This window comes from Streptomyces canus 299MFChir4.1, from assembly GCF_000383615.1.
Taxonomy (GTDB): Bacteria; Actinomycetota; Actinomycetes; order Streptomycetales; family Streptomycetaceae; genus Streptomyces; species Streptomyces canus_C.
Genome location: NZ_KB911593.1, coordinates 185486 through 211699, shown reverse-complemented (window position 1 = coordinate 211699; position 26214 = coordinate 185486). Strand labels below are relative to the sequence as shown.

General features: G+C 69.6%; 29 protein-coding genes. 11 read left to right on the top strand and 18 right to left on the bottom strand.

Annotated elements, in window-relative coordinates; genetic code table 11:
• Nucleotides 1-237 precede the first annotated feature (237 nt).
• On the top strand, nucleotides 238-1434 hold the full coding sequence (locus H293_RS0125715) for an aminotransferase-like domain-containing protein (RefSeq protein WP_020120719.1): 1197 nt from the start codon (nucleotides 238-240) through the stop codon (nucleotides 1432-1434).
• Between the two features lie 103 nt (nucleotides 1435-1537).
• Here H293_RS0125715 and H293_RS0125710 read toward each other — a convergent pair whose 3' ends face one another.
• The 7 genes from H293_RS0125710 to H293_RS0125680 form a co-directional block, all read right to left on the bottom strand.
• The gene (locus H293_RS0125710; RefSeq protein WP_020120718.1) at nucleotides 1538-2011 is read right to left on the bottom strand and encodes an RICIN domain-containing protein; all 474 of its coding nucleotides are present in this window, start codon (nucleotides 2009-2011) and stop codon (nucleotides 1538-1540) included.
• A gap of 307 nt (nucleotides 2012-2318) precedes the next feature.
• Nucleotides 2319-2822: a hypothetical protein gene (locus H293_RS0125705; RefSeq protein ID WP_020120717.1), complete on the bottom strand. Its 504-nt coding sequence runs from the start codon at nucleotides 2820-2822 to the stop codon at nucleotides 2319-2321.
• The gene (locus tag H293_RS0125700) at nucleotides 2819-4066 is read right to left on the bottom strand and encodes a putative T7SS-secreted protein (RefSeq protein WP_020120716.1); all 1248 of its coding nucleotides are present in this window, start codon (nucleotides 4064-4066) and stop codon (nucleotides 2819-2821) included. The genes H293_RS0125705 and H293_RS0125700 overlap by 4 nt, the downstream gene beginning before the upstream one ends.
• Nucleotides 4066-4392: a hypothetical protein gene (locus tag H293_RS0125695; RefSeq protein WP_020120715.1), complete on the bottom strand. Its 327-nt coding sequence runs from the start codon at nucleotides 4390-4392 to the stop codon at nucleotides 4066-4068. The genes H293_RS0125700 and H293_RS0125695 overlap by 1 nt, the downstream gene beginning before the upstream one ends.
• 154 nt (nucleotides 4393-4546) lie before the next feature.
• A complete protein-coding gene (locus H293_RS0125690) occupies nucleotides 4547-5371 on the bottom strand; it encodes a DUF4253 domain-containing protein (RefSeq protein ID WP_020120714.1) in 825 nt (274 codons plus the stop codon).
• Between the two features lie 36 nt (nucleotides 5372-5407).
• A complete protein-coding gene (locus H293_RS0125685; RefSeq protein ID WP_020120713.1) occupies nucleotides 5408-5584 on the bottom strand; it encodes a DUF397 domain-containing protein in 177 nt (58 codons plus the stop codon).
• Nucleotides 5581-6405: a helix-turn-helix domain-containing protein gene (locus H293_RS0125680; protein ID WP_020120712.1), complete on the bottom strand. Its 825-nt coding sequence runs from the start codon at nucleotides 6403-6405 to the stop codon at nucleotides 5581-5583. The genes H293_RS0125685 and H293_RS0125680 overlap by 4 nt, the downstream gene beginning before the upstream one ends.
• Nucleotides 6406-6518: 113 nt before the next feature.
• Between H293_RS0125680 and H293_RS0125675 the strand changes: the two genes are divergently transcribed.
• The gene (locus H293_RS0125675; protein ID WP_020120711.1) at nucleotides 6519-6920 is read left to right on the top strand and encodes an ATP-binding protein; all 402 of its coding nucleotides are present in this window, start codon (nucleotides 6519-6521) and stop codon (nucleotides 6918-6920) included.
• Between the two features lie 28 nt (nucleotides 6921-6948).
• Here H293_RS0125675 and argS read toward each other — a convergent pair whose 3' ends face one another.
• Nucleotides 6949-8712, bottom strand: a complete 1764-nt coding sequence (argS, locus tag H293_RS0125670) for an arginine--tRNA ligase (RefSeq protein WP_020120710.1) — start codon at nucleotides 8710-8712, stop codon at nucleotides 6949-6951.
• A gap of 141 nt (nucleotides 8713-8853) precedes the next feature.
• On the opposite strand from argS, the gene lysS reads away from it, so the two are divergent.
• Nucleotides 8854-10602, top strand: coding sequence for a lysine--tRNA ligase (gene lysS, locus H293_RS0125665; protein WP_020120709.1), 1749 nt, complete (start codon nucleotides 8854-8856; stop codon nucleotides 10600-10602).
• 60 nt (nucleotides 10603-10662) lie between these two features.
• Here lysS and H293_RS0125660 read toward each other — a convergent pair whose 3' ends face one another.
• The 3 genes from H293_RS0125660 to H293_RS0125650 form a co-directional block, all read right to left on the bottom strand.
• Nucleotides 10663-11916, bottom strand: a complete 1254-nt coding sequence (locus tag H293_RS0125660) for a DUF2637 domain-containing protein (RefSeq protein ID WP_020120708.1) — start codon at nucleotides 11914-11916, stop codon at nucleotides 10663-10665.
• 104 nt (nucleotides 11917-12020) lie between these two features.
• Nucleotides 12021-12842 (bottom strand): DUF3558 family protein, encoded by an 822-nt coding sequence (locus H293_RS0125655; RefSeq protein ID WP_020120707.1) that lies wholly within the window; start codon nucleotides 12840-12842, stop codon nucleotides 12021-12023.
• Nucleotides 12843-13095: 253 nt separating this feature from the next.
• A complete protein-coding gene (locus H293_RS0125650) occupies nucleotides 13096-13908 on the bottom strand; it encodes a hypothetical protein (RefSeq protein ID WP_020120706.1) in 813 nt (270 codons plus the stop codon).
• A 205-nt stretch (nucleotides 13909-14113) separates the two neighbouring features.
• On the opposite strand from H293_RS0125650, the gene H293_RS0125645 reads away from it, so the two are divergent.
• On the top strand, nucleotides 14114-15307 hold the full coding sequence (locus H293_RS0125645; protein WP_020120705.1) for an RtcB family protein: 1194 nt from the start codon (nucleotides 14114-14116) through the stop codon (nucleotides 15305-15307).
• A gap of 39 nt (nucleotides 15308-15346) precedes the next feature.
• On the opposite strand, the gene H293_RS0125640 is transcribed toward H293_RS0125645, so the two are convergent.
• The 3 genes from H293_RS0125640 to H293_RS0125630 form a co-directional block, all read right to left on the bottom strand.
• Nucleotides 15347-16144 carry an LAGLIDADG family homing endonuclease gene (locus H293_RS0125640; RefSeq protein ID WP_020120704.1) on the bottom strand — a complete coding sequence of 266 codons (798 nt, stop codon included), beginning with the start codon at nucleotides 16142-16144 and terminating at the stop codon, nucleotides 15347-15349.
• Nucleotides 16145-16332: 188 nt separating this feature from the next.
• A complete protein-coding gene (locus tag H293_RS60270; RefSeq protein ID WP_020120703.1) occupies nucleotides 16333-16467 on the bottom strand; it encodes a hypothetical protein in 135 nt (44 codons plus the stop codon).
• Nucleotides 16464-17240 (bottom strand): SDR family NAD(P)-dependent oxidoreductase, encoded by a 777-nt coding sequence (locus tag H293_RS0125630; RefSeq protein WP_020120702.1) that lies wholly within the window; start codon nucleotides 17238-17240, stop codon nucleotides 16464-16466. Before H293_RS0125630 ends, H293_RS60270 begins: the two co-directional genes overlap by 4 nt.
• A 134-nt stretch (nucleotides 17241-17374) precedes the next feature.
• Between H293_RS0125630 and H293_RS0125625 the strand changes: the two genes are divergently transcribed.
• Nucleotides 17375-17806 carry an ester cyclase gene (locus tag H293_RS0125625; protein ID WP_020120701.1) on the top strand — a complete coding sequence of 144 codons (432 nt, stop codon included), beginning with the start codon at nucleotides 17375-17377 and terminating at the stop codon, nucleotides 17804-17806.
• Between the two features lie 10 nt (nucleotides 17807-17816).
• Here the strand turns inward: H293_RS0125625 and H293_RS0125620 are convergent, their stop codons facing one another.
• Nucleotides 17817-18152 (bottom strand): YnfA family protein, encoded by a 336-nt coding sequence (locus tag H293_RS0125620; RefSeq protein WP_028808192.1) that lies wholly within the window; start codon nucleotides 18150-18152, stop codon nucleotides 17817-17819.
• 130 nt (nucleotides 18153-18282) lie between these two features.
• Between H293_RS0125620 and H293_RS0125615 the strand changes: the two genes are divergently transcribed.
• On the top strand, nucleotides 18283-18765 hold the full coding sequence (locus H293_RS0125615; protein ID WP_020120699.1) for a hypothetical protein: 483 nt from the start codon (nucleotides 18283-18285) through the stop codon (nucleotides 18763-18765).
• Between the two features lie 30 nt (nucleotides 18766-18795).
• On the opposite strand, the gene H293_RS0125610 is transcribed toward H293_RS0125615, so the two are convergent.
• Nucleotides 18796-19197 (bottom strand): winged helix-turn-helix transcriptional regulator, encoded by a 402-nt coding sequence (locus H293_RS0125610; RefSeq protein ID WP_020120698.1) that lies wholly within the window; start codon nucleotides 19195-19197, stop codon nucleotides 18796-18798.
• A gap of 125 nt (nucleotides 19198-19322) precedes the next feature.
• Here H293_RS0125610 and H293_RS0125605 point away from each other — a divergent pair, with 125 nt between their 5' ends.
• Entirely contained in the window at nucleotides 19323-20210 is an 888-nt protein-coding gene (locus H293_RS0125605) for an NADP-dependent oxidoreductase (RefSeq protein ID WP_020120697.1), read from the top strand.
• A 33-nt stretch (nucleotides 20211-20243) separates the two neighbouring features.
• Here the strand turns inward: H293_RS0125605 and H293_RS0125600 are convergent, their stop codons facing one another.
• A complete protein-coding gene (locus H293_RS0125600; protein ID WP_020120696.1) occupies nucleotides 20244-20582 on the bottom strand; it encodes a DoxX family protein in 339 nt (112 codons plus the stop codon).
• A 408-nt stretch (nucleotides 20583-20990) separates the two neighbouring features.
• Here H293_RS0125600 and H293_RS0125595 point away from each other — a divergent pair, with 408 nt between their 5' ends.
• The 4 genes from H293_RS0125595 to H293_RS0125580 all read left to right on the top strand — a co-directional run bounded on the left by H293_RS0125595 (nucleotide 20991) and on the right by H293_RS0125580 (nucleotide 24959).
• Nucleotides 20991-22106 (top strand): LLM class flavin-dependent oxidoreductase, encoded by a 1116-nt coding sequence (locus H293_RS0125595; RefSeq protein ID WP_020120695.1) that lies wholly within the window; start codon nucleotides 20991-20993, stop codon nucleotides 22104-22106.
• On the top strand, nucleotides 22103-22735 hold the full coding sequence (locus H293_RS0125590; RefSeq protein ID WP_020120694.1) for an FMN reductase: 633 nt from the start codon (nucleotides 22103-22105) through the stop codon (nucleotides 22733-22735). The genes H293_RS0125595 and H293_RS0125590 overlap by 4 nt, the downstream gene beginning before the upstream one ends.
• Before the next feature lie 73 nt (nucleotides 22736-22808).
• Entirely contained in the window at nucleotides 22809-23534 is a 726-nt protein-coding gene (locus tag H293_RS0125585) for a response regulator transcription factor (RefSeq protein WP_063746936.1), read from the top strand.
• Nucleotides 23535-24959 (top strand): sensor histidine kinase, encoded by a 1425-nt coding sequence (locus H293_RS0125580; protein ID WP_020120692.1) that lies wholly within the window; start codon nucleotides 23535-23537, stop codon nucleotides 24957-24959.
• 395 nt (nucleotides 24960-25354) lie between these two features.
• Here H293_RS0125580 and H293_RS0125575 read toward each other — a convergent pair whose 3' ends face one another.
• Nucleotides 25355-26197, bottom strand: a complete 843-nt coding sequence (locus tag H293_RS0125575; protein ID WP_020120691.1) for a PaaX family transcriptional regulator — start codon at nucleotides 26195-26197, stop codon at nucleotides 25355-25357.
• Nucleotides 26198-26214 lie beyond the last annotated feature (17 nt).

Here is a 26214-nt window from a genome sequence, read left to right as displayed (position 1 = left end):
ATCAGGCTGCGGGGGAGCGGGCGCGATCGCCAGCCCTGGCGGGGGATTCGGGACGGCGTCGTACCGGGGGCCGCGTTGACCTGCGCGGATGCGCCTTCCCGAGTCCCTCCGGCGGGATGCGGGACGCGGGACGGGGTGACGCGATGTCCGTATCGCGGAAAGGTGCTTGTAGGCGGCACTCAGTTACCTAGGCTGCGCTGACCAGCCGTAGCAGTCCGCAGTCGAAGGAGCCGTGCCATGACGGTGCCCACGTTCGCTTCCGTGCCGCCGCTCGCCGCCCGGGCCCGGGCGGTCGGTGGGTCGCCGGTACGGGACATCCTCGCCGTCACCGCCCGCCCCGAGGTCATCAACTTCGCGGGCGGACTGCCGGCGCCCGAACTGTTCGACGCCGAGGGGATCGCGGACGCCTACCGGGCGGTGCTCGCGGAGGTGCCCGAGCGGGCCCTTCAGTACTCGACCACCGAGGGCGAGCCCGTCCTGCGGGCCGCCCTGGCGGAGCGGATGTCGGTACGCGGGCTGGCCACCGACGCCGACGACGTCCTCGTCACCACCGGCTCGCAGCAGGCGCTGTCGCTGCTCGCCACCGCGCTGATCGAGCCCGGGGACACGGTCCTCGTCGAGAGCCCCTGCTATCTGGCCGCTCTTCAGGCCTTCGGGTTCGCGGGCGCCCGCGTGGTGGCCCTGCCGGGGGACGACGAGGGGCCAGACCCCGTGGCGCTGGAGGAACTCGTCCTGCGGGAGCGGCCCAAGCTGCTCTACACCGTGCCCACCTTCCAGAACCCGACCGGGCGGACCATGTCCGCGGGGCGCCGGGCCGCGGTCGCGTCCGTGGCCGCGCGGCGCGGGCTGTGGATCGTCGAGGACGACCCGTACGGCGAACTCCGCTTCGAGGGTGAGCGGGTGCCGTGGATCGCCGCCCACGAGGAGGTCCGCGACCGGGTCGTGCTGCTCGGCTCCTTCTCCAAGGTCATGGCCCCCGGACTGCGGCTGGGCTGGCTGCGGGCGCCCGGTGAGCTGCGGCGGGCCTGCGCGGTCGCCAAGCAGGCCGCCGACCTGCACACCCCGACCGTCAACCAGCTCGCCGCGGCACGGTATCTGGCCGACCGGGACCTCGACGCGCATGTCCGGCGCGTCGCGGGGGTCTACGGGGAGCGGCGGGACGCGATGCTCGCGGGCCTGGCCGAGGCCCTGCCCGAGGGGTCGGCCTGGACGCGTCCCGAGGGCGGCATGTTCCTCTGGGCACGGCTCCCGTCGTCGTACGACACCACCGCGCTGCTGCCGCAGGTCGTGGCGCGGGATGTGGCCTACGTCCCCGGCGCGCCCTTCTACGCCGGTGAGCCCGACCGCTCGAGCCTGCGGCTCTGCTTCGTGACGCAGACGCCTCAGGAGATCGGGGAGGGGCTGCGGAGGCTGGGGGAGGGGCTGTCGGGCTAGGCGCCGGTGACGAGTGCGCTGATGATTCAGGGACCGCCTTCCGGCCTCGCGTAAAAGAAGAGCTGCTCGGCCGGCGGCATCTAGAAGCGGTCGGGAGATCCGTTCAGCCGATGGTGAAGCGCTGGTTCTGGGCGCCTCGGTCGCAGCGGGCAGTGCGGTAGTAGCCGTTGTCCTGCTGGTAGAGGCAGCGGCCCGTGCCGACGCTTTGGAGCATGATGGCGCTGCGGGCGGCGGGCTGGACGGTGCGCCACTTCTGGTATGAGCCGCCGTTACAGGGCAGGGGGTAGACGTCGCCCCGGTCATTGCTGTCGAGGCAACGGCCCCACGTGTAGTTCTTAAGAGTGGTGCTGGTGTTGAGGCGGCCGTTCCAGTGCCACAGGATGCTGCCGCGTCCGCTGTTGCAGCGGTCGCCCTTGAGCTCGGTTTCGTCGCTCTCGCGCAGGCAGTCACCGTAGCGGTAGTTCGCGAAGCGGCTGGTGGTGGTGGCAGCCGAGGCGGGTGTGGGGGTGAGGAGGGGGAAGGCGAGGCCGGCTGCGGCGATGAGGGCGGCGAACGCTTTCCGGGTCGGGCGGCGCACTCGGGGTCTCCTTACGGTGGTTGTCAGAAGTACCTCAACAGGATCCCCGAACACCATTGCTTATGCCTGCAAAATGGGGAAAACCCGCCGAAGACTCCTGAAGGTCCTAGAGGAGGCGGTTTCCGGTGGGACGGAGGATCTTCCGTGGCGCGGAGGCCGGTGGTCGGCCGCCGGTGGACTCCACGACCGTGCGAGCCCACCAGCATGCGGCCAGGGCCCGCAAGAAGGGGAGACCGCCCAACCGCGCCCACTGCGCGTCAGTCAACGACACACCGGACCAACGATCCGATGATCTGAACGAAACGCCCTAGCCGAAGGGCGTGACGGACGGGGAGGTCCAGAAGGTCACGGTCGGACCGTAGGCCCCGTCCTCCTCGTCGCTCACCTCGACGGTGACCTCCAGGTCGGGGTACCGGACGGACAGGACGCCCTGCCAGCATTCCCCCAGGGCCAGCGCGAGTTGGGGCAGTTCCTCGCCGAGCTGGTCGTCGTCCGTCAGGGGTGTGTTGACGAACGTGTCCCACAACTTGACCTGGTTGGTGACCGCTTCGACACGTTCCCTGTCGTCGCCCAGCTTTGTGAACCAGTCGTCGACATTCTCCTGACCGAACCGGCTTTTGAGGAACACACCACCCCGGTACTCGACCGTTTCCGGGCAGAACAGCCAGGCCGCGGCCAGAACGAACCGCAGACCGCCCTCGAAGTCGAGGTAGTTGGCCGGGGTGAGGTCCTCGTCCTTCCAGTCCGTACGCCACCGGGTGAAGAACGCCGGCAGCTTCCGGTCGGACCACGACGGCTTGCTGCTGGTCACGGGATCTCCCAGGGGAACGCGGCGCGTACTTCGTTCGACGGCCGCACGAAGACCTGGCCGGTTTTCGGGTTGGTGTTGCGCTCGTACTCTACGACGTGCGGGGTGTCCACCCCGCCGTGCGGACGGCCCTCCAGGTCCACCCGCTTCACCGCACGGCCCTCGGAGTCGTACGTCGTGTAGTTGGTGACCTTTCCGGTCTGCGGGTCCGTCTTGTAGAGGGTGCCGTCCTTCGGGCCGTTCTCCACCGGCAGGTTGTTCCCCCCACGGCCGCCGGTGCCCTTGTACTGCTGGCCGTTCTTGATCAGATCGGACGCCGGTTGCTGTGAGGAGCCACCGGTGCCCGAGCCCTCGCTGTTCATACGGAGGGGTTCGACCTGGGAGTCGCTCGTGGCGTGCTGGGCGAGATCCACGGCGCCGGCGCCCGCCAGCCCGACGCCCGCGGTGATCCCGGCGGCGGACACGACGTTGAGGGGTACCCCGGCGATGGCACCGACCCCGGTGGCGTCCAGGGCGACGCCGAGACCTTCGCCGCCGGCGCTGACGCCGGCCAGGAGCATGCCGCCGAGCATCGCCGCGCTGTCGCCGGGGTGCTGGACCATGGCGTTGCCGAAGGAGGCGAGGTCGTTGACGACCGTCTTGCCGCCGTCCACCAGACCGTCGCCCACATCACCGAGGAAGTCGCCGACCTTGGACCAGAACCCCGGGCGCTCCGGGGCGGACTCGGTGGCCTTCCGCACCAGCGCGGCCGCGGTGTGTCCGGCGGTCTCCACGTTGCCGCGAGCGGTGTCGAGAGCCGCACGGGCGGCGGCACGGTCCGCCTCACCGGGATCGTCGAAGGGGATCTGGGTGTTGTCCCCTCTGCCGCGCGCCTCGCCGACCTGCCGGTCATGGGCGTTCTTGGCGTTCGTGGTGGCCGTCTCGCCGCGCGCGTACTGCGATATGGCCTCGGCCGCGCGCTGCTGGGCCGCGCGCAGGGTGTGCAGGTAGTCGTACAGGGCGTTCGCGGCGGTGTGGAACTCGTTGCCCGCCTCGGTCCATCGGGCGGGCTGGCCGTGGAAACGGTCCCGGAAGGCGTCGCCGGCAGGGCCCCGCCAGCCGTCCTCGGTGTCGACCTTCGCCAGTCCTTCGCCGGCCTCGATGAGGACATCGCCGTAGGCGAGCAGGGACTGCGCGGTCGTGGTCAGGGAGTCCGGTGAGCCGGGGACGAGCTCGCGAGGATCCGACGTCTCGCCGAGCTGCGCCATCAGGACGCCCCCGGGTCTGTTCCGGACGACGACCGGAGCATGCCCTCGGCGGAGAGCTGGATGTGGTCCTCGGCCGCCTCGTAGTTCTTGACGCAGCGGTTCAGCCGGTCGGAGACCTCGGCGCCGTCGGAGGCCAGGTGCGAGACGCCGATGTTCCACCGGTCGGTGAAGTCGACGATCGCGGAGGCCAGCGCGTCGTGCCCGAAGTCGCCCTTGGGAGCGTCGATGTCACTCACCTTCTTGGTGGCCATCGCGTCCAGCGTGGTGCTGATCCCGGAGGCGGCCTTGCGTAGCGCGCCGAGGTCCACGGAAAAGCCGTCCGGCATGGTGAGCGCCCTCCCCCTGTTAAGGACCGCAAACGAGTAGGGAGTTTAGCGACGGATTCCGTGAGTCGATATCGGTGAAGGCGACTTGAAAGGGAATTTGCTCATGGGAGACCTCTGGTTTGCCTTGCTCGCTTCGGGTGCTTCCCGGGGCCGGTCAGTCCCACCAGAAGGACCAGACGCGTTGGCCCAGCACCGCGTGTTCGGCGTACTCGGACAGGGTCTCGTGGTGCCCCTGGGTGATGTTGTCCGGGCAGAACGCGAAGTGCTCGGCGGCGACGGCCTCCGCCTCGTCCTTCGTCGTGGGCGGGGCGGCGACGGACAGGACCAGCTGGTCGAAGGTGAGCGCGACGACGCGTATGCCGAAGCGGTCCTCCCAGGAGCGGAGGACCGCGCAGAGGCGGGACACGTCGTTCTCGTAGTTCAGGGGGCCCGTCCAGCCGATCGCCGCCGGGATGTCCGCGCTGCGGCGGGCCGGGACCAGGGCGAGACGCGGCTCCTTGAACCAAGACCCCTCGTCGAGCAGTGCGTCGGCGGTCTCGGCGGCACGGGTGTCGGGGTCGGCGGGAAGTGACTCGGGGGCCGGGGCCAGGCCGGGCCAGGTCTCGTCGTAGGGGGCGATCGTCGCGTCGAGGTCGTCGGGGTCCTCGACCGCGTACGCCCAGTACTCCGCGAGCAGTTCCTCGGGGTCGTGGTCACCGGGGTACGACATCTCCCCGGGCATCAACTCCCACTCGTCCGGGCCGCCTTGCGTACCGCCGACCTCTATCAGCACCGGCAGCAGACCGGTTCGCGCGGCCGGGGCGCCCAGCGCGGTCCAGGCGCCGGAGGACGCCGCGTACTCGGCATGCCACAGCAACGGCTCGTGCCACGGGCCGTCTTCGGTCGCGTCGATCAGTCTCCCGAGCGGGAGTCCGAGCCCGAGGGAACGTCCGCTCGGGTCTGCCGCCAGGGCGGGCAGCGGGTTGGGAAGAGTCGCCATGTCAGTGACTGTAGGGGGAGCCACTGACAATGGCGGTCACTGCTTGAGGGTGGTGGTGAAGGCGGTCCAGGTGGCCGGCGTTACCCGGAGGGTGGGCTCGGGGTTCTTGGAGTCGCGGATGTGGATGGCTTGGGGGCAGAGGGCCACTTCGAGACACTGGCCGCCCTCGCTGCTGCTGTAGGTCGACTTGAACCACTGAAGTGCCGTGCTCATTGCTCTCCTAGCAGACGGTCCAACAGGCGTCTGGAGTCCTCGATGGTGAGGGCCTGAGTTCGCAGCATCGCATATTTGCGCGCGAGGATGGACACCTCGTTTGCGTCGGATACCCACTGGCTGCCGCGCTGGGACTCGGTGTACGCGAGGTGTTGGTGGTCGGGGGTCTCCAGGAGCGTGAAGGGGCCTGCGTCACCGGCGTGCGACGAGCGGTTCAGCGGCAGGATCTGTAGGGACAGGCAGGGGAGTTCGGCGCACTCGCGCAGGAAGCGCAACTGGTCCAGGTGCGTCTCGCGGCCGCCCGTCGGCATGAGGAGCGCGGGCTCCCAGACGACGAAGCTCAGCGTCGGCGGGACCTTGCGGTGCAGGATCTCCCGGCGGCCGACACGCGCCGCGACCTTCGTCTCCAACTCGTCAGAGTCGTACGCCGGGACACGCCCGCTCAACAACGCGTGCGCGTACGGCTCGGTCTGGAGCAGCCCTGGTACCACCAGAGCGTCGTACCAGGACAGGGCGATGGCCTCGCGCTCGTGCTCGACGTACAGCTCGGCCCACATCGGGAACTGGTCGATGTCGGGCAGGTTGGCCACCCCCGCCGCCAACATCCCCTTCGTCTCCAGTACTTCGTCCAGCACCGCGGCCAGGTCCGGTTTCAGCGTCCGTCTGCCCTGCTCGATCGACGCGATGGTCTCCTCGTCGACGCGGACGAGATCGGCGAGGGCGGTCTGGGTGTGGCCCGCGGCGCGGCGCGCGGTGCCGAGTTGTTTGCCCAGCATCTTCAGGGACGTGAGGTTCTTCGGCCGCGGCTTCCTGGCGCTCATGAATTGGTCCATCCCCTTTGGCGCGCGTACGTCACCGGGTACGAGCCCGTACAAAAAATCTGTACGGGTTCACCGAGTGATCAACGGTAGTCACTCTCCGCAACTCTCGTCCCGTGAACGAGACGATCCGACTACCGCTCCTGCGTGAGCGCTTCTTCCGCCGGGAACGCCGATCCGCGCAGGCCGCCCGCCGCTTCACGGCCGAGACCCTGACCGGCTGGGGGCTCGCGGAGACCCCGCGGGCGGACGACGTGCTGCTCTGCGTGAGCGAACTGGTGACGAACGCGCTGTTGCACGGGGTGCCGCCGGGACGCCAGTTGAGGCTGTTCCTGCGCCACGAGGTGCACGCGCTGTTCGTCGAGGTGCACGACAGCGGAACCGGGGTGCCGCATGTCGTGCACGACGGGGACGAGGGCGGCCGGGGGCTGTTGCTGGTGTCCGCGCTGAGCGACAAGTGGGGAGTGCGGGAGCGGGAGTTGGGAAAGGCGGTGTGGTGCGAGTTCGGGTTGCCGTAGAACGCGCGCCACACCGCCTAGGGGACGGTCAGAGCTTCTCAGGCGTCCTGATCCCCAGCAGCGCCATGCCCTTGTGCAGGGTCCGGGCCGTCAGGTCGACCAGGAACAGACGGTTCTCCGTCTGCTCCGGGGTGTCAGCCTTCAGGACCGGGCACTGGTCGTAGAACGTCGTCAGGTGTGACGCCAGCTGGTACAGGTACGCGGCCAGCTTGTGCGGTGCGTACTCCGCGGCCGACTCGAACACCGTGTTGCCGAACGCGTCCAGGTGAAGGCCCAACGCCCGCTCCGCCGGGGCGAGTTCGAGCTCCGGGTGCGCGGTCGGAGTGGCGCTCTCGCCCGCCTTGCGCAGGATCGACTGGATACGGGCGTACGCGTACTGGAGGTACACGGACGTGTCGCCGTTGAGCGAGACCATCTGGTCCAGGTCGAACTTGTAGTCACGGTTCGGCGACGTCGACAGGTCCGCGTACTTCACGGCGCCGATCCCGACGTACCGCCCGTTCTCGACGATCTCCTCCTCGGTCAGGCCCACCTTCTCGGCCTTCTCGCGCACGACCGCGGTGGCCCGCTCGACCGCCTCGTCCAGCAGGTCCTCCAGCTTGACGGTCTCGCCCTCACGCGTCTTGAACGGCTTGCCGTCCGCGCCGAGCACCGTGCCGTAGCCCATGTTGTGCGCGGTGACGTCGTCGGACAGCCAGCCGGCCCGGCGGGCGGCCTCGAAGACCATCTTGAAGTGGAGCGACTGGCGTACGTCCACGACGTACAGCAGTGTCGTCGCGTGCAGCTCGGAGACACGGTTGCGGATCGCCGTCAGGTCGGAGGCCGGGTAGCCGAAGCCGCCGTCCGCCTTCTGCACGATCAGCGGCACCGGCTGGTCGTCCTTGCCGCGGATCTCGTCGAAGAAGACGACCAGCGCGCCCTCGGAGCGGACCGCCACCCCCATCTCCTCCAGGAGACGGGCGGTCTCGGGCATGCCCTCGTTGTACGCCGACTCGCCGACGATCTCCTCGTCGCGGATCTCCATGTCCAGCTTCTCGAAGACCGAGTAGAAGTAGACCTTCGACTCGTCCACGAACTGCTGCCAGAGTTCGAGGGTCTCCTTGTCGCCGGACTGGAGGGCCACGACCCGCTTCCGCGCCCGCTCCTTGAACTCCTCGTCGGAGTCGAAGACCACACGGGACGCCTTGTACACCCGGTTCAGGTTCGACATGGCCTGCTCGCCGTCGACCTCGTCCGGGGGGGCCAGCTCGCCCGGGTTCTCGATCAGGTACTGGATGAGCATGCCGAACTGGGTGCCCCAGTCGCCGATGTGATGCCGGCCGATCGTCTTCTCACCGGTGAAGTCGAGCATGCCGCGCAGGGCGTCGCCGATCACCGCGGAGCGCAGGTGCCCGACGTGCATCTCCTTCGCCACGTTCGGCTGGGCGTAGTCGATCACCGTGGTGCCGGGCTCATCCTTGAGCGGTACGCCGAGACGGTCGCCGTCCTCGTAACGCGCGGCCAGGGTCTCGGTGATCGCCCGGTCCGTGATCGTCACGTTCAGGAACCCGGGGCCGGAGACCTCGACGTCCTTGATCACGTCACCGGTGACGATCTGCGACACCACCTGCGTGGCCAGGTCCCGCGGGTTCGCCTTGGCCTTCTTGGCGAGTGCCAGGATGCCGTTCGCCTGGAAGTCGGCCCGGTCGCTGCGTCGCAGCAGTGGGTCCGCGGAGGCCTCCGGCACGGTGGCGGAGATCGCGGAGCCGAGCTGCTGGTTGACGGAGTCGCTGAGGGACGTGACCGGGGCCATGGGAGTGGGTGCCGTTCTCCTCGGGGGATCAGATAGACACCGTCAGTATCCCATGGGGGGTAAAGCGGTTTTCTCCGGCGCGGGACCGTCTGGGAGAATGGGGGCGTCCATCAAGCTTCAGTAACTTCAGTCAAAGAGGACGTGCCGATCGTGGGTCAGAGCGCTGAGACCACCGACTGGGTCTCCCGTTTCGCGGATGAGGTCATCGAGGAGTCGGAGCGTCGGGCCCCGGGCAAACCGGTCGTCGTCGCGTCCGGGCTGTCGCCCTCGGGACCGATCCACCTCGGGAACCTGCGCGAGGTCATGACCCCGCACCTCGTCGCCGACGAGATCCGGCGGCGGGGACATCAGGTGCGGCATCTCATCTCCTGGGACGACTACGACCGGTACCGGAAGGTGCCGGCCGGGGTCCCCGGCGTCGACGAGTCGTGGGCCGAGCACATCGGCAAGCCGCTGACGTCGGTGCCCGCGCCGAAGGGGTCCGCCCACCCGAACTGGGCCGAGCACTTCAAGGCCGCCATGGTCGACGCGCTCGCCGAGCTCGGCGTCGAGTTCGACGGGATCAGCCAGACCGCGCAGTACACCTCGGGCGTCTACCGCGAGCAGATCCTGCACGCGATGGCGCACCGCGGGGACATCGACGCGATCCTCGACCAGTACCGGACCAAGAAGGCTCCCGCCGCTGCGAAGAAGCAGCAGCAGAAGCCCCTCGACGAGGCCGAGGTCGAGGCCGCCGAAGGGTCGGGCGCCGCCGCCGAGGACGACGGGTCCTCCGGCTCCGCCGGGTACTTCCCGTACAAGCCCTACTGCGGCAACTGCGAGAAGGACCTCACCACCGTCACCTCCTACGACGACGCCACGACCGAGCTGTCGTACACCTGCAACGCCTGCGGGTTCTCCGAGACCGTCCGGCTGAACGAGTTCAACCGCGGCAAGCTGGTCTGGAAGGTCGACTGGCCGATGCGCTGGGCCTACGAGGGTGTCGTCTTCGAGCCCAGCGGGGTCGACCACTCGTCCCCGGGGTCCTCCTTCCAGGTCGGCGGGCAGATCGTCGGGATCTTCGGCGGAAAGCAGCCGATCGGGCCCATGTACGCCTTCGTCGGGATCTCCGGCATGGCGAAGATGTCGTCGTCGAAGGGCGGGGTGCCCACGCCGGGTGACGCCCTGAAGATCATGGAGCCGCAGCTCCTGCGGTGGCTCTACGCCCGCCGCCGGCCGAACCAGTCCTTCAAGATCGCCTTCGACCAGGAGATCCAGCGGCTCTACGACGAGTGGGACAAGCTGGACGCCAAGGTCGCCGACGGCTCCGCGCTGCCGGGCGACGTGGCCGCGCACTCCCGCGCGGTGGGCACGGCCGACGCCGAGCTGCCCCGGACGGCGCGCGTGCTGCCGTACCGGACGCTCGCCTCCGTCGCCGACATCACCGCCGGGCACGAGGACCAGGCGCTGCGGATCCTCAGCGAGCTCGACCCCGACAACCCGCTGTCGGCGCTGGACGAGGCCAGGCCCCGCTACGACAAGGCCGAGGCCTGGATCAACACCCAGGTGCCCGCCGACCAGCGGACCATCGTGCGGGACGAACCCGACGCCGAACTGCTGAAGTCCCTCGACGAGGCCTCCCAGCAGTCGCTGCGGCTGCTCCTGGACGGTCTCGCCTCGAACTGGTCGCTCGACGGGCTCACCCACCTCGTGTACGGCGTGCCCAAGGTGCAGGCCGGGTTCTCCGCGGACGCCACGCCCAAGGAGCTGCCGGCCGAGATCAAGACCGCCCAGCGGACGTTCTTCGCCCTGCTGTACCGGCTGCTGGTCTCCCGGGACACCGGGCCCCGGCTGCCCACGCTGCTGCTGGCCGTCGGTCAGGAGCGGGTCCGGGCGCTGCTCGGGGAGTAACAGGCGGTACGGAAGAGGGGCCCTCCGGTGTGGAGGGCCCCTTTCTCATGTCCGGGTGGCTCAGGCGATGTGGTCTTCCTGGAGTTCCGCCGTGTGGCGGTTCGTGAAGCGGTTGACCATGCGCTCGGCCTCGCGCTGCGGGAGCACCACGCCGTACGTCGCCTCCACGTCCCCCCTGAGCTGGCCGGGGGAGGGGTAGCTGCCGTCTATCGACTTCTTGAAGACCTGGTAGAAGTCCTCCTCCGTCGGCTCCGGAGTGCCGCCGCCCTCGCCGAGTTCCCGGGTACGGCCGTTGCTCACCGGGATGGGAAAGCTGCCAGTCTCCTCCATCGAGGGCTCCCTGGGAGGCTCCTCGTACTGGATCTGCTGGAGCTGGTACTGCTCGGCTTCCAACTGCTCCTCGTACCAGCGGTTGTACTGCTCCGCGGGGTCGTAGTCGGGGTTGTAGCCGCCCTGGTATTCGACCTGCTTGGGGGTTTCGAACCACGGGCTCTGGTCGGGTTCGGGTTCCGGCTCAGGTCGGTGGGCGGCCTGCGGCGGGACGGGAGCCGCCACAGCGGGACGACTGTCCGCAGCTACGGCACGGGCGGCCGCGGGGAGTTCGGCGGGCTCCGGAGCCGGAGGCAGCAGCGCCGGCTCTATGCCCGCCGCCGCCAGACCCGCCGGTGCCGTCTCCGCCAGCGGAACCCCGTACCGGGCCAGGCGGAGCGGCATCAGGGACTCCACCGGCGCCTTGCGGCGCCAGGCCCGGCCGAAGCGGGAGTGGAGACGGGCCTGGTAGACCAGACGGTCCTGTTCGAGCTTGATGACCTGCTCGTAGGAGCGCAGCTCCCAGAGCTTCATGCGGCGCCACAGAAGGAACGTCGGAAGGGGGGAGAGGAGCCAGCGGGTGAGGCGGACCCCCTCCATGTGCTTGTCCGCCGTGATGTCCGCGATCCGGCCGATCGCGTGCCGGGCCGCCTCCACCGACACCACGAACAGGATCGGGATCACCGCGTGCATGCCCACACCCAGCGGATCCGGCCAGGCCGCCGCGCCGTTGAAGGCGATCGTGGCGGCCGTCAGGAGCCACGCCGTCTGCCGCAGCAGCGGGAACGGGATGCGGATCCACGTCAGAAGCAGGTCCAGGGCCAGCAGGACGCAGATACCCGCGTCGATACCGATCGGGAGCACATAACTGAAGTTCCCGAAGCCCTTCTGGACGGCGAGTTCACGGACGGCCGCGTAGGACCCCGCGAAGCCGATGCCGGCGATGATCACGGCACCGAACACGACCACGCTGATGAGAACGCGGTGCATGCGAGTCAGCTGCATGGGCGCGGACACCCGTACTCCCCTCCCTGTACGTGTTGTTGCGCGCACCAGAGTGGCACATATGTGCTGCGCACGGATGGCCGGTATGGGCCCTCAGTATTTCTTCAGCTCTTCTTCGCGGCCGACTTGGACGGAGATGCCGACTTCGAGGCCGACTCCGTGGCCGACTTCGACGCCGACGGGGACGCGGATTTCGACGGGGCCTTCGAACCCGACGCGGACTCCGAGGGGGCCGGGCTCGCCGCACCCTCGCCGTTCGCCGCCGACACCGCGGTCACCGTCTCCTTGGCCGCCCGCTCCGCGAGCTTCGCGAGGGCGTCCGCGCTGGGCGCCTTGTCGCCGGCCAGACCCGCGCCGTTGTAGTCGACGGTGACGACCACGTTCTCCACGCGCGAGACGACCGTCTGCTGCTTGAAGGCGCCTTCCTTCTTCTTCAGGTCGTAACGCACCAGCGTCGCCGCGTCACCCGTCCCGGAAACCGCCTGCGACTTGGCGTTCTTCGCCCCCGCCACCGACTGGGCGTCCTGGATCTGCTGCTCGTAGTACTTCGCCGCCTGCGCCTCGCCCGTACCGCGCGAGGTGTCCGACTCGAAGCGCAGCAGCGAGACGTTCAACCAGCGGAACTGGGAGCCCTTGACCCCGTTGTTGTCGAGGCTGCTCCAGGAGCAACTGCCGCGCGTACCCGCCTCCGACGTGCCCTTCTTGCCGGACTTCGGGGCCTTGGGCACGAGCGACTTCAGGGTCTTCGAGGACAGCACCCCGCACGACTCGGGAAGCGACTTGTACGCCGCCGCCTGCACCGTGGGCGCCGTGCTCGGCGAGGCGGACGCACCGCTGTCCGCGCCCTTGCCGCTGTTCGCACTGCTTCCCCCGTCGCCGCCGGAGCCGGAGCCGGAGTCGGAGGAGCAGCCGGCGGCGATCAGCATCACCGGGACTGCGGCCGCGCAGACAAGGACGCGGTGAAGACGCTTCGCTCTCCCCCACTGCCTGAAAGACGTGGGAGGGGCCCCCAGAACACCCTGGTCACGCTCTGCTCGTCGCTGCATGGTTCCTTCACTCATGACGCTTGTGGTTCCTGCCGTCGGATCGGGTCCGAGGGGCCACGGTACGCGGTGAGGATGCTGTGCGGTCCAGCTTCGAAGGCCTTGTGCGCAGGAGTGAGGGGTGTGTGCAGAGCGCTCAGCCGGACAGCGACCCGGCCAGCTGGGAGGCCAGTTTCCGGGCGTTGTCCTGCATTTCCTTGCTGTCCGGCGTGACGCCGACCGTCGTCGGCTGCTCCTCGTACTCGATGGTCACGATCACGTTGGACGTGCGGAACGCCACAGTCACCTTGCGCTGCTGGGCCGTCGAACCCGAGCTGCCCAACGCGTCGTCCAGGAACGCCTCGTCACCCAGATCGTCCAGGACACGGGGCTGGAGATCGGACGGGGGCACCGAAGCCGAACCGCCCGGACTCGCGGAACCGCTCGCCGTGGCCGTGGGAGAGGACGTGGGACTCGCGGTGCCGCTCTCCGCCACGTCCGAGGTGACGCTCGCCGTCGCCACCACCGGCAGATCGGCCTTCTCCTCGGCCTGCGCGAAGAGCTGCTGCGCCTGACTGTCGTCGCTGACCGCGTTGTCGTACGACACCACGCGCTCGAAGTCGATCGACAGGTACTCGGTGGCGTCCGGGGCCTCCACCTTCCAATGGCAGCCGACCTTGCGGTCGGTGTCGTAGGTGAGCGTGGCGTCGCCCTCGTACGCCCTGGCGCGCTGATCCGCGTCGGCGATCTGCTGGATGCCGGGCAGGAGCGTGTCGAGGGTGCTCTGCCCGACCGCACCGCAGGCCTCGGGGAGGGTGCGGTACTTGCCGGGCTGGGCGGCGACGGAGGCGGTGCCGGCGTCGTCGGGGTTGGCGTCATCCGTCGTGCCGCCGCCGGAGCTGCCGGTGCAGCCGGCCAGCAGCGCCGCGAGGAGGGCGGCGACGCCGGGTACGTAGGCCTTCCGCTGCACGGTGGGGCTCCTCTCGGAATGTCTCCGACTCGTGGGGATCTCAGTGTCCCCGCAGGTTATTCGCTTGCCGCACGGGGGCGTCCCCAGCAGACAATGTGTATCGCACGCACTGCCGTGAACGCCGGTCCGTCATCCCATAAGTCGACCTTGGCACCGGTTTTGCGTTTTGAGACTTCTGTTTGTTTTCCGGGGGAATGAGGACGATATGTCGTACGTGGAGATGCCGGGCGCCAAGGTCCCGATCCGTATGTGGACCGACCCGGCGACGGTGGAGGACGTGGCGCTCCAGCAGCTGCGGAACGTGGCCACCCTGCCGTGGATCAAGGGGCTGGCCGTCATGCCCGACGTCCACTACGGCAAGGGGGCGACGGTCGGGTCCGTCATCGCGATGCAGGGTGCGGTGTGCCCGGCGGCGGTGGGTGTGGACATCGGCTGCGGGATGTCGGCGGTGAGGACGTCCCTCACGGCGAACGACCTGCCGGGGGACCTGTCCCGGCTGCGGTCGAAGATCGAGCAGGCCATTCCGGTGGGGCGGGGGATGCATGACAGTCCCGTCGAGCCGGGGCGGTTCCATGGGATGGCGACCGGGGGGTGGGACGACTTCTGGGGGCGGTTCGAGGGGGTTGCGGAGGCGGTGAAGTTCCGGGGGGAGCGGGCGGTCAAGCAGATGGGGACGCTTGGCGGGGGCAACCACTATATCGAACTTTTGCTCGATTCTGAGAATGCGGTATGGCTCACTCTGCACTCCGGTTCCCGGAACATCGGCAAGGAGCTGGCGGAGTATCACATGGGGGTCGCCCAGAAACTGCCGCACAACCAGGGCCTGGTCGACCGCGATCTCGCCGTCTTCGTCTCGGACACTCCTCAGATGGCGGCTTACCGAAACGATCTGTACTGGGCCCAGGAGTACGCCAAGTACAACCGTGCGATCATGATGGCGCTCCTGAAAGACGTGGTTCGCAAGGAGTTCAAGAAGGCGAAGCCGACATTCGGGACGGAGATCTCCTGCCACCACAACTATGTGATGGAGGAGCGCTACGAGGGCATGGACCTCCTGGTCACTCGTAAGGGAGCGATTCGTGCAGGCTCGGGTGAGTACGGGATCATTCCCGGTTCCATGGGCACCAGCTCGTACATCGTGAAGGGCCTCGGCAACGAGAAGGCCTTCAACTCGGCCTCGCACGGCGCGGGTCGGCGTATGAGCCGCAACGCGGCCAAGCGGCGCTTCTCGACCAGGGACCTGGAGGAGCAGACGCGGGGCGTGGAGTGCCGCAAGGACTCCGGCGTCGTGGACGAGATCCCGGGCGCCTACAAGAACATCGACCAGGTGATGGGGCAGCAGCGCGATCTCGTCGAGGTCGTGGCGAAGCTGAAGCAGTTCATCTGCGTCAAGGGCTGACGCGAGAAGGCCCCCGGCGGGACCGGGGGCCTTCTCGCGTCATTCATCGGTTGGCATCAGCATCCGGCTGTTGCGCAGTCGCCATCGGCGCATCCGGCAGCTCTGCTCGCTGCGTCCGAGTTTCTCGGCCACTGCCACGACGTCGTCGGACTGGAGGAGCATCTGGTCTTCAGGCGCCGTCCAGCGCCTTGAGCGCACGATCCGCATGTCGTACGGGCGGGTCCAGGAGGCGGCTGCGTCTGCCTTCACCTGCTTGCGTCCAAGAGACAGACAGCCTGCGTAGTAGAGGTCGGCCGCCAGACTTTGGGCTGCCTCTTTCTCGTAGGTGAGGTTGTAGACCCCGTCGCGTGTGTTGCGGTTCGTCGTGCGCTCCACTCCGGTGATGTCCCTCGCGTAGGTGCACAGATGGGCAGCGATGGCCGTACTCGACGTGGTCAACGAGATGAACGGAACGCCCTGGCCCGTGCGGCCGATGGAGCCGTCGGCATCGATGAGTCCTCGCAAGTAGTCACGATGCGAGAAGGCCACGCTTGGTGGGGCGATCAGTCGGGACTTGCGGCCGTATGGCAGACCGAGGCTGTTTAGTTTCGTGCGTGCCTCAAGGGAGCACAGGGTCCACACCGCCGAAGTGTGATGTTCGGCGAAGTTTGTGGTCCGGGTGCGCTCGGTGACGCTGCTGTTGTAGGGAGTCAGATGTTTGAACCGGTACAGCAGATCGATGTCTCTGCTGTTGAGTTCGACGCTCAGGCGGCCTTTCTGGCCCGCACCTTGACAGAGATGCCCGTCCGCCTGCAAGAAGCCGAACATGTACGCGTACTCGGGGACCGTCAGGTCCATGAACTGGGGGGCGTTAGGCTCGCATTCAGCCACAGGGAAGCCTCTACTTCCTTGCTGGACAGGCCCTCGACTGGGCGGCATCCCGGTCGAGGGCCGTCGTGTTGATGTGGTGGCGTGAGCCTAGGTCGCCAGTTCAGGGGGTGTTCAGGTGATCGAAGAGGTTCATCCCTGTGGGTGATCCGCCGCGCTCACTTCGGAGCGTGCATCACCGCGTAGATCATGACGAACGCCACGATGTGGATGCCGAAGAGGAAGTAGGCGAGCCACCACCACATGTGGCGTTCGTCGTGGGGGTCTTTTCTGTCCTTCTCGGGTCCGGTCACAGGTCTCGGTGGACCTTTGTGTTGGAGGCCTGGGCGCGGGGGCGCAGGACCAGGAGGTCGACGTTGACGTGGCTGGGGCGGGTGACCGCCCAGGTGATGGTGTCGGCGATGTCGTCGGCGGTGAGGGGTTCGGCGACGCCCTCGTAGACCTTGGAGGCCTTCGTCTCGTCGCCGCCGAAGCGGGTCAGGGCGAACTCGTCGGTCTTGACCATGCCGGGGGCGATCTCGATCACGCGGACCGGGCGGCCGACGATCTCCAGGCGCAGGGTCTCGGCGAGGACGTGTTCACCGTGCTTGGCGGCGACATAGCCCGCGCCGCCCTCGTAGGTGCCGAGGCCCGCCGTCGAGGAGACCACGACGATCGTGCCGTCGCCGCTCGCGTCGAGCTTGGGGAGCAGGGCCTGGGTGACGTTCAGGGTGCCGATGACGTTCGTCTCGTACATCGTGCGCCAGTCGGCCGGGTCGCCGGTGGCCACCGGGTCGGCACCCAGGGCGCCGCCGGCGTTGTTGACGAGGACGCCGACCGTCTTGAAGGCGGTGGCGAACTCGTCGACGGCCGCGCGGTCCGTCACGTCCAGCTGGTAGGCCGTCGCCTGGTGGCCCGCCGCGTTGATCTCCTCCGCGAGCGCCTCGACGCGGTCCTTGCGGCGGGCGGTCAGGACGACGCGGTAGCCGGCCGCGGCGAGCTGCCGTGCGGTCGCCGCGCCGATGCCGCTGCTCGCCCCGGTGACGATCGCGATCCGGGACGCGGGGGACGGGGCGGCGGATGCCATGGCTGCTCCTGGGGCGTGCGGGGGTGCGGACTCCCGCCAGGATAGGTCGGCCGTGGTCCGACGCTCCGGGCGGTCCGTATCGCGGTCCGGTGAGAAAATGAGGTGGGTGATCCCCTGACACGCGGAGGTGGATCATGGGAGAAGCGCGCGAGGTCATGGACCGGCTCACCGAGGCGGTCACGCACCCGGATCTGAAGGCCATCGCCGAGCTCTACGCGGAGGACGCGGTCGCCGTCACGCCTGACGAGGGAGAGATCCGCGGGCGCGACAACATCGTCGAGTACTGGCGGCAGATGACGGAGACGGTCCCCGACGGCACGTTCGAGACGCTGCACGCGTACGAGAGCGGCGACACGGCCATCGACGAGGGCGTCTTCAGCGGACGGAACACCGGGCCGATCCAGCTGCCCACGGGCGAGACGCTGCCCGCGACCCAGAAGGAGGTCCGGATCCGTGGCGTGGACATCGCCACCGTGAAGGACGGGCGGATCGTCGACTACCGGCTCTACTTCGACGAGATGGAGTTCCTGGGGCAGCTGGGGCTGCTGCCCGACGAGACTCCTTGAGGACGGCCGCTCAGTCGCCCCGCGGGGCGTACATGATCACTGCCATGCCCGCGAGGCAGATCAGTGCGCCCGTGAGGTCCCAGCGGTCGGGGCGGTAGCCGTCGGCCGCCATGCCCCACAGGATCGAGCCGGCCACGAAGATGCCGCCGTACGCGGCGAGGATGCGGCCGAAGTGGGCGTCGGGCTGGAAGGTGGCGACGAAGCCGTAGGCGCCCAGGGCGAGGACGCCGCCCGCGGTCCACATCCAGCCGCGGTGCTCCCGTACGCCCTGCCAGACCAGCCAGGCGCCACCGATCTCGAAGAGGGCGGCCACGACGAAGAGGGCGACGGAGCGCACTACGAGCATGGGGTTCAGCTTCGCACGCCGGTTCGCCGGGGCCTGTGTCACCTGATGGAGGGCGCCTGTCGTTCGCCGTACGTGGGATACATCCCTGCGACCGCGGAGGTTCGGGCGGCTGGAGCGAGGAGTGGGTGGCATGCGGGGTCTGCGGGTGCGTGCGGTGGCGGGTGCGGTGGTCGCGATGGTGATGAGTGGCGGTACGGCGGTGGCCGGCGACGGGGCCGGGGCGCCCGGGCCCGAGGCGGATCTGGCGTATCACGGGGCCGCGTCCATGGCCGGGGGTCTGGTGGACGTGCGGTTCACGCCGCGCAATCACGGGCCCGCCGCGGTGCCGGACGCGACCGTACGGCTGCAGTGGTCCGAGCCGCTCGTGAACGAGCAGACGTTGCCGGCGGGGTGTGCGCGGTCGGCGGAGCGGGTGGTGCTGTGCCGGGTGGGGGCGCTGGCGGCGGACGGGATCGGGGAGCGGGTCACGATGCGGGTACGGCTGCGGGGGGCGCCGGCGGAGGTGCTGCTGGAGATCGACACGGTGTGGAACGGCGGGACGGTGGACCGGAACCGGGAGAACGACCGGCAGCGGGTGCTGGTGCTGGACAGCGGGGACCAGTACTACTTCTGACGGGCCGCGGGCCGCGGGCCGCGGGTCACGTCAGTCGGTCGAGGCGTCGTAGCGCTCTCTCGCCTCGTGGACTTCCTCGATGTGGGTCTCCGCCCAGCTCTTCACCGCGGTGAGCAGGCCGGCCAGGCTGCTGCCCAGGGGCGTGAGGGCGTAGTCGACGCGGACCGGGACGGAGGGGGTGACGGTGCGCGTCAGGATGCCGTCGCGTTCCAGGGAGCGCAGGGTCTGGGTGAGCATCTTGGGGCTGACGCCGGCGATCTTTCGGCTGAGGTCGCTGTAGCGCATGGGGCCGGTGGAGAGGGCCGAGACGACGAGGCTGACCCACTTGTCGCTGAGCCGGTCCAGGAGCTGGTTGGTGGGGCAGCCCTTGATGAACGCGTCGTACTCCACGCGGGCCTGCTCGCGCCGCTGGGCCGCCGTCGTGGTCGGCATGGCTCTCCTCCGGGGTAGGTAGGCACCTTCAGGTAACTACTTCCGAATAGATAGTAGCTCTTCCTAGGGTTGCAGCAGCGGCGGAGATACCGGCGCGAACAGTGACTCATGGGGAGAATTCAGTCATGCGTGCAGCGGTGGTGAGGACCTTCGGCGGGCCCGAGGCCGTGGAGGTGGTGGAGAGCGAACTGCCCGAGCCGGGGGCCCGGCAGGTGCGGATCAAGGTCGCCGGGGCCGCGCTGAACCCGGTGGACCTGGGTGTCAGGACCGGTTTCTTCGGCGGGGCGGGCAAGCAGGTCGGGTTCGGCTGGGATGTCGCGGGGACCGTGGACGCGGTGGGCGTCGGGACGGTGTGGAGCGTGGGGGACGAGGTGGTCGCGCTGCACAGTGGTGTGGCCAAGACGCTGGGCACGCACGCCGAGTACGTCGTCGTCGACACGGACGCGGTGGCCAAGGCGCCGGTCACGGTCGACGCGGTGCACGCGGCGACGCTGCCGCTGAACGCGCTGACCGCCGCACAGGCCCTGGATCTGCTGGAGTTGACCGAGGGGCAGTCGCTGCTGGTCACCGGGGCGGCGGGCGCGGTCGGCGGGTTCGCCGTCCAACTCGCCGCGCGCCAGGGGGTGTCGGTGACCGGGCTGGCCCGGGAGGGGGACGAGGAGTTCGTACGGTCCCTGGGTGCCGCGGAGTTCACGACCACCGTCGCTGCCGGGACCTTCGACGCCGTACTGGACGCGGCGGTGCTCGGTGAGGCGGTGCTGGAGCGGGTGCGGGACGGGGGCGCCTATGTCGGCGTACTGCCCGGGGCGCATCCGGGGTCGGTGCGCGGGGTGCGGACGGCGTCCGTCGCGGTGGGCGCGGACGGGGCGCGGCTCGCCGAGCTGGCGGGGCTGGTGGACGCGGGGGCGCTGACGCTGCGGGTGGCCGAGACGTACGCCCTGGACGCGGTGTCCAAGGCGCACGCCCGGCTGGAGGAGGGCGGGGTGCGGGGGCGGCTGGTGCTGGTGCCGTAAGGGTTGGCCCGGCGGACGGGTTCTGGGCGTTCGTCAGGCCAGGGCCAGGGCCGCGACCACCGGGGCCGCGTAGACCAGCGGGAACGGGATGTGGCTGTACCAGCGGGCGCGGGCCACGGTCACGGCGGCTCCGGTGAAGTAGAGGACCAGGCCGATGCCGGCGGCGAGGCCGACGTACGGCAGGAAGAGGCCGGCCAGGAGGCCCGCGGCGCCGGCGATCTTGGCCGCGCCGAGCAGGTTCCACCAGGTGCGGGGGACGCCGTAGTCGGTGAGGGCCTTGACGATCCAGTCGGCGCGGGTGAGGACGACAGTGCCGGAGTAGCCCGCCATGGCGGCGGCGAGCAGGGTGACGACGGTGTGGGCGACGGACATGAGTGGCTCCTTCGGGCTCCGGGTCATCGGTTTCACGGGGTTGACCCGGGGCGGCGGGGGAGTGTGACAGCCCGGCCGGACTTTTTTCGGAGCAGGGATCCCTGGTGGGCGTGGGTCGGGGGCGTGTTTCGGCTGCGGGCCGGTGAGGGCTGGTCGCGCAGTTCCCCGCGCCCCTGGGTGGGTCGGGGTGGGGCGGGGTGTGTGGATGAAGGGCGTTTCGGCGGTCGAGCTGCGGCTTGGTTGAGGTCGGGGGTCGGGTGCGGGTCGGTGGGGGCTGGTCGCGCAGTTCCCCGCGCCCCTGGGGGGCGAGCTGCGGCCTGGGTGGGGTGGGAATAGGTGGGGGGTGGGGGTCGTTCTCCGGGTACGCGGTTATAGTTGAACCGTCAACTATCTGGAGGGTGAGAGACCATGCAGTTCGGGATCTTCAGCGTCGGTGATGTCACGCCGGACCCGACGACCGGCCGTACGCCGACCGAGCGCGAGCGGATCAAGGCCATGGTCGCCATCGCGCTGAAGGCCGAGGAGGTCGGGCTCGACGTCTTCGCGACCGGTGAGCACCACAACCCGCCGTTCGTGCCGTCGTCGCCGACCACCATGCTCGGGTACATCGCGGCGCAGACCGAGAGGCTCATCCTCTCGACCTCGACCACGCTGATCACCACGAACGACCCGGTGAAGATCGCCGAGGACTTCGCGATGCTCCAGCACCTGGCCGACGGCCGGGTGGACCTCATGATGGGCCGCGGGAACACCGGGCCGGTCTACCCCTGGTTCGGCAAGGACATCCGCGAGGGCATCAACCTCGCCATCGAGAACTACGCCCTGCTGCGCCGGCTGTGGCGCGAGGACGTCGTGAACTGGGAGGGGAAGTTCCGTACGCCGCTCCAGGGGTTCACCTCCACGCCCCGGCCGCTGGACGGGGTCGCGCCGTTCGTCTGGCACGGGTCCATCCGGTCTCCCGAGATCGCCGAGCAGGCCGCCTACTACGGTGACGGCTTCTTCCACAACAACATCTTCTGGCCGGCCGACCACACCAAGCGCATGGTCGAGCTGTACCGGGCCCGGTACGCCCACTACGGGCACGGCACGCCCGAGCAGGCGATCGTGGGTCTCGGCGGCCAGGTGTTCATGCGCCGCAACTCGCAGGACGCGGTGAAGGAGTTCCGGCCGTACTTCGACGTCGCGCCGGTGTACGGGCACGGGCCCTCCCTGGAGGACTTCACCGAGCAGACCCCGCTGACCGTCGGCTCCCCGGAGCAGGTCATCGAGAAGACGCTGAAGTTCCGCGAGTACGCCGGGGACTACCAGCGCCAGCTGTTCCTGCTCGACCACGCCGGACTGCCCCTGAAGACGGTCCTGGAGCAGCTCGACCTGCTCGGCGAGGAGGTCGTACCGGTGCTCCGCAAGGAGTTCGCGGCGGGCCGCCCGGCCGACGTGCCGGAGGCTCCCACCCACGTGTCCCTGCTGGCCGCCCAGCAGAACGCCCAGCAGAACGCCCAGCAGAACAAGGAGGTCGTCGCATGAAGCTCGTCGTCGTGTCCGCGGGGCTGAGCGTCCCCTCGTCCACCCGCCTGCTGGGAGACCGGCTGGCCGCCGCCGTGGGGCGCGCGGCCGAGGTGCACACGCAGGTCGTGGAGTTGCGGGAACTCGCCGTGGAGATCGCGCAGAACTTCACCAACGGCTTCCCGGGCCGGGCCCTGGCCGCCGCGCAGGAGGCGGTGGCCGCGGCCGACGGGCTGATCGTCGTCACCCCGGTGTTCTCGGCGTCGTACAGCGGACTCTTCAAGTCGTTCTTCGACGTGCTCGACCCGGAGGCGCTGGCGGGCAAGCCGGTGCTGATCGCGGCGACCGGTGGCTCGGCCCGGCACTCGCTGGTGCTGGAACACGCGCTGCGGCCGCTCTTCGCCTACCTCAAGGCCGTCGTCGTCCCGACCGGGGTGTACGCCGCGTCGGAGGACTGGGGCGCCGAGGGGCTGGACGGGCGCATCGAGCGGGCGGCCGGAGAACTGACCGCGCTGATGGCCGGACTGTCGGGCGAGGTGTCGGTCGGGGGGTCGGTCGGGCGTGCGACGCCTGCGGCCCGGGGGGCCGACGCGTTCTCGGCCGTCGTGCCGTTCGAGGAGCAGCTCGCCGCGTTGCGTCCCACGGGGTGAGAGGGCAGTAAGAAGGGCGGGCGGTGAGCAGCTCATCACACGTACGACTCGGTGGGCACGGCACACTGAGGGTGTGCCCCAAAATGTGCTGCTCGCCGAAGACGACCGCGCCATCCGCCACGCCCTGGAGCGCGCCCTGACCCTGGAGGGCTACCAGGTCACCGCGGTCGCCGACGGGGTCGAGGCGCTGGCGCAGGCCCACAAGACGCCGCCGGACGTGCTCGTCCTCGACGTGATGATGCCCGGAATCGACGGACTCCAGGTCTGCCGGGTGCTGCGCGCCGAGGGCGACCGCACGCCCATCCTCATGCTGACCGCGCTCGTGGAGACCCAGGACCGGATCGCCGGCCTGGACGCGGGCGCCGACGACTACGTGGTCAAGCCCTTCGACGTCGAGGAGGTCTTCGCCCGGCTGAGGGCCCTGCTGCGGCGGACCAGCCCCGACGGGATGGCCCCGGTCGACGCCGCTCCCAAGGCCGTCGCGCCCGAGCTGCCCCAGGGGCGGATCGAGGCGGCCGGGCTGCGCATGGACATCCAGGCGCGGCGGGCCTGGCGGGGGACGCGCGAGCTGGAGCTGACCCGTACCGAGTTCGAGCTGCTGGAGCTGCTCGTGCGCAACGCGGGCATCGTGCTCGACCACTCGACGATCTACGACCGCATCTGGGGCTACGACTTCGGGCCCGGCTCCAAGAACCTCGCCGTGTACGTCGGCTACCTGCGCCGCAAGCTCGACGACCCCGGCGCTCCGCAGCTGATCCACACGGTGCGTGGCGTGGGTTACGTGCTGCGGGAGGACTGAGTGGGGCGGCTGGCTCGACTGTGGGCCCGGCCGCGGCCCCGGCTGCTGTCCCTGCGGACCACGTTCGCGGTGTCCTTCGCCGCGGTGACGGCCGCGGTGACCGTGCTCGTCGGTGTGCTGTCCTACAGCGCGGCCGCCCGGCTGGTGCGGGTGGACCAGGAGTCCGTGTTCGACCAGGTCGTGCAGGATCTCCGGGACGAGGTGCGTCAGCACCGGATGGCGCCGGAGGACTTCTCGTCCTCGGCGCCCGGGCATGACCTGGTGCGGCCTGCCCGTACGGATGTGCAGGTGCTGGGACCCACCGGGGCGGTCGCCGATCCGGGGCGTCCCGGGTTGCCGGTGGTCGCCGGAGACCGGCGGATCGCCGCGGCCGGCGTGGCCGGGCGGATGCTCCTGCACAAGGAGGTCTCGGTCGGCAGCGATGTGTACCGGGTCGCCACCGTCTCCCTGGGTGGCGGGCGGGGTGCCGTGCAGGTCGCCCAGGAGTTCAGTGACACCGAGGATCTGCTGCGGGCCCTTCAGCAGCGGACGTTGCTGCTCATGGCGGCGGTCGTGGTGGGCGCCGGGCTGTTCGGGTGGTGGCTGGCCCGGCGGATCACCCGGCGGCTGGTCATTCTCACGTCCGCCGCGGAGGACGTGGCACGGACCCGGCGGCTGGGGATCGAGGTGCCGGTCACCGGTTACGACGAGGTGGGGCGGCTGGGACGGGCCTTCGACCGGATGCTGGGGCGGCTCGCGCAGTCCGAGGAGGACCAGCGGCGGCTGGTCCAGGACGCGGGGCACGAGCTGCGGACGCCGCTCACGTCGCTCCGTACCAACATCTCGCTGCTGCGGCGGATCGACGAGTTGCCGCCCGCCACGCGCGACGAGCTGGTCGCCGATCTCTCCCAGGAGGCGCGGGAGTTGACCGACCTGGTCAACGAGCTGGTCGACCTCGCGGCGGGGCAGGCGGACAACGAGCCGCCGCAGCGGGTGGATCTCGCCGATCTCGCCGAAGAGGTGGCGGGGCTGGCCCGGCGGCGGACCGGGCGGCAGATCGTGGTGCACGCGAAGGGGTCGACGGTGACGGACGGGCGGCCGGGGATGCTGCAGAGGGCGCTGTCGAACCTGGTCGAGAACGCGGTGAAGTTCGACCGGGAGGGTACCGCTGCGATCGATGTCTCCGTGTCGGGGATCACGGTGGCCGGGCCGGTGCGGGTGGAAGTGCTGGACCGGGGGCCGGGGATCGCCGAGGCCGATCTTGTGCGGGTGTTCGACCGGTTCTACCGGGCGGCGGACGCGCGGTCGTTGCCGGGGTCGGGGCTGGGGTTGTCGATCGTGCGGGAGGTTGCGCTGTCGCATGGGGGGGCGCCGTTTGCGTTTCCTCGGGAGGGGGGTGGGGCGGTGATTGGGTTCAGTGTCGGGGGGGATGCGTCCGGTGGTTGAGCGGGGTCTTGTGCGGGTGTGGGTGCGGGTTCGGTGGGGGCGGGCGTTTTTGCGCAGTTCCCCGCGCCCCTGGATGCCTGCGGCGCAGCTGCGGGTCCGGTGGGGGCTTGTGTAGCGCGTGGGGTGTGGTTTGGGGTCGGGGCCGGGGTGGGGGGTATCCGTCCTCGGTCCGGCGGTAGCTGTCGATTGGTCTGGTCTGGATAACGGACGCCGGCCGCTGCGGGCGGACACCCCCCACCCCGTCCCCTTGCCGCCGTACGCGGCTACCGGCCCGTCGTGGCGCGCGGTCGTGGTGGGGGAAGGTGTCGAACGGTCCATCCTGGCCGGCGTGAATGCACCCACCCAGGGGCGCGGGGAACTGCGCGACCAGCCACAACGCACCCGCAGCGCAGCACCTAGCTTCGTAGAGGTGTCGTTTCCAGAGTCGTTCGGGCTGCCCTCAGTGCTGGGTGGGTTTGTTCGGCTACTCGGTGGAAGGTTTGCTGGGCGGTGCGGGCCGGCCAGGCCGGGGGGAGGTGGCGGGCGGGGAGTCTGGGGTCCGTGCGGATGGTGCGGAGCCAGTCGCTGACCAGGCGGAGGCGGGTGCCGATGGGGTCGTCGTCGGTGCCGTTGCCCAGGTGGGAGGTCCAGCGCTTGTCGAAGGCGACGTAGCGCGCGGCGATGGACTCCAGGTCCCAGGTGTCGCGGATCATCTGCTCGATGTCGGTCACCTCGGCGGCCTGGGCGTGGAAGATCTTGACGTGGGCGGTGAGACCGAGGTCGGTGACCACCGCGGAGACGTCCACGTGGCCGGGGGCGATCCACAGGCCGCTGTACAGGGCGCCGAATCCGGACCAGGTCAGGCGTGAGCGCAGGTCGTGGCGCTGGCGTTTCCAGGAGTCGGGCAGGGAGAAGCCGAGCAGGGTCCAGGAGCCGTCCCAGTCGTCGTTGACGGCGCCCTGCTTCCAGATGCGGGTGCGGCCGTCGATCAGGACGCGGGTGGCCTGCGGGGTCAGGCCGAAGAACATCTTGCGGCCCTCGCGCTGACGCTGGAGCAGGCCCCGGTTGACCATGCGGGTGAGGGTGGAGCGTACGGCCTGTTCGCCCACGCCCACGCGGCCCAGGACGTCGATGATGCTGCCCGAGTAAATGGCCAGGTTTCCCTCCTCCAGCACGTGGTTGCCGAAGAAGGTGAGCATGAGCGACTGCGGGCGCGGCTGCGGCCCCTCCGCGGTGTCCAGGATGTCGTCGTCCTCCACGGGGGCAAGGGTACGAC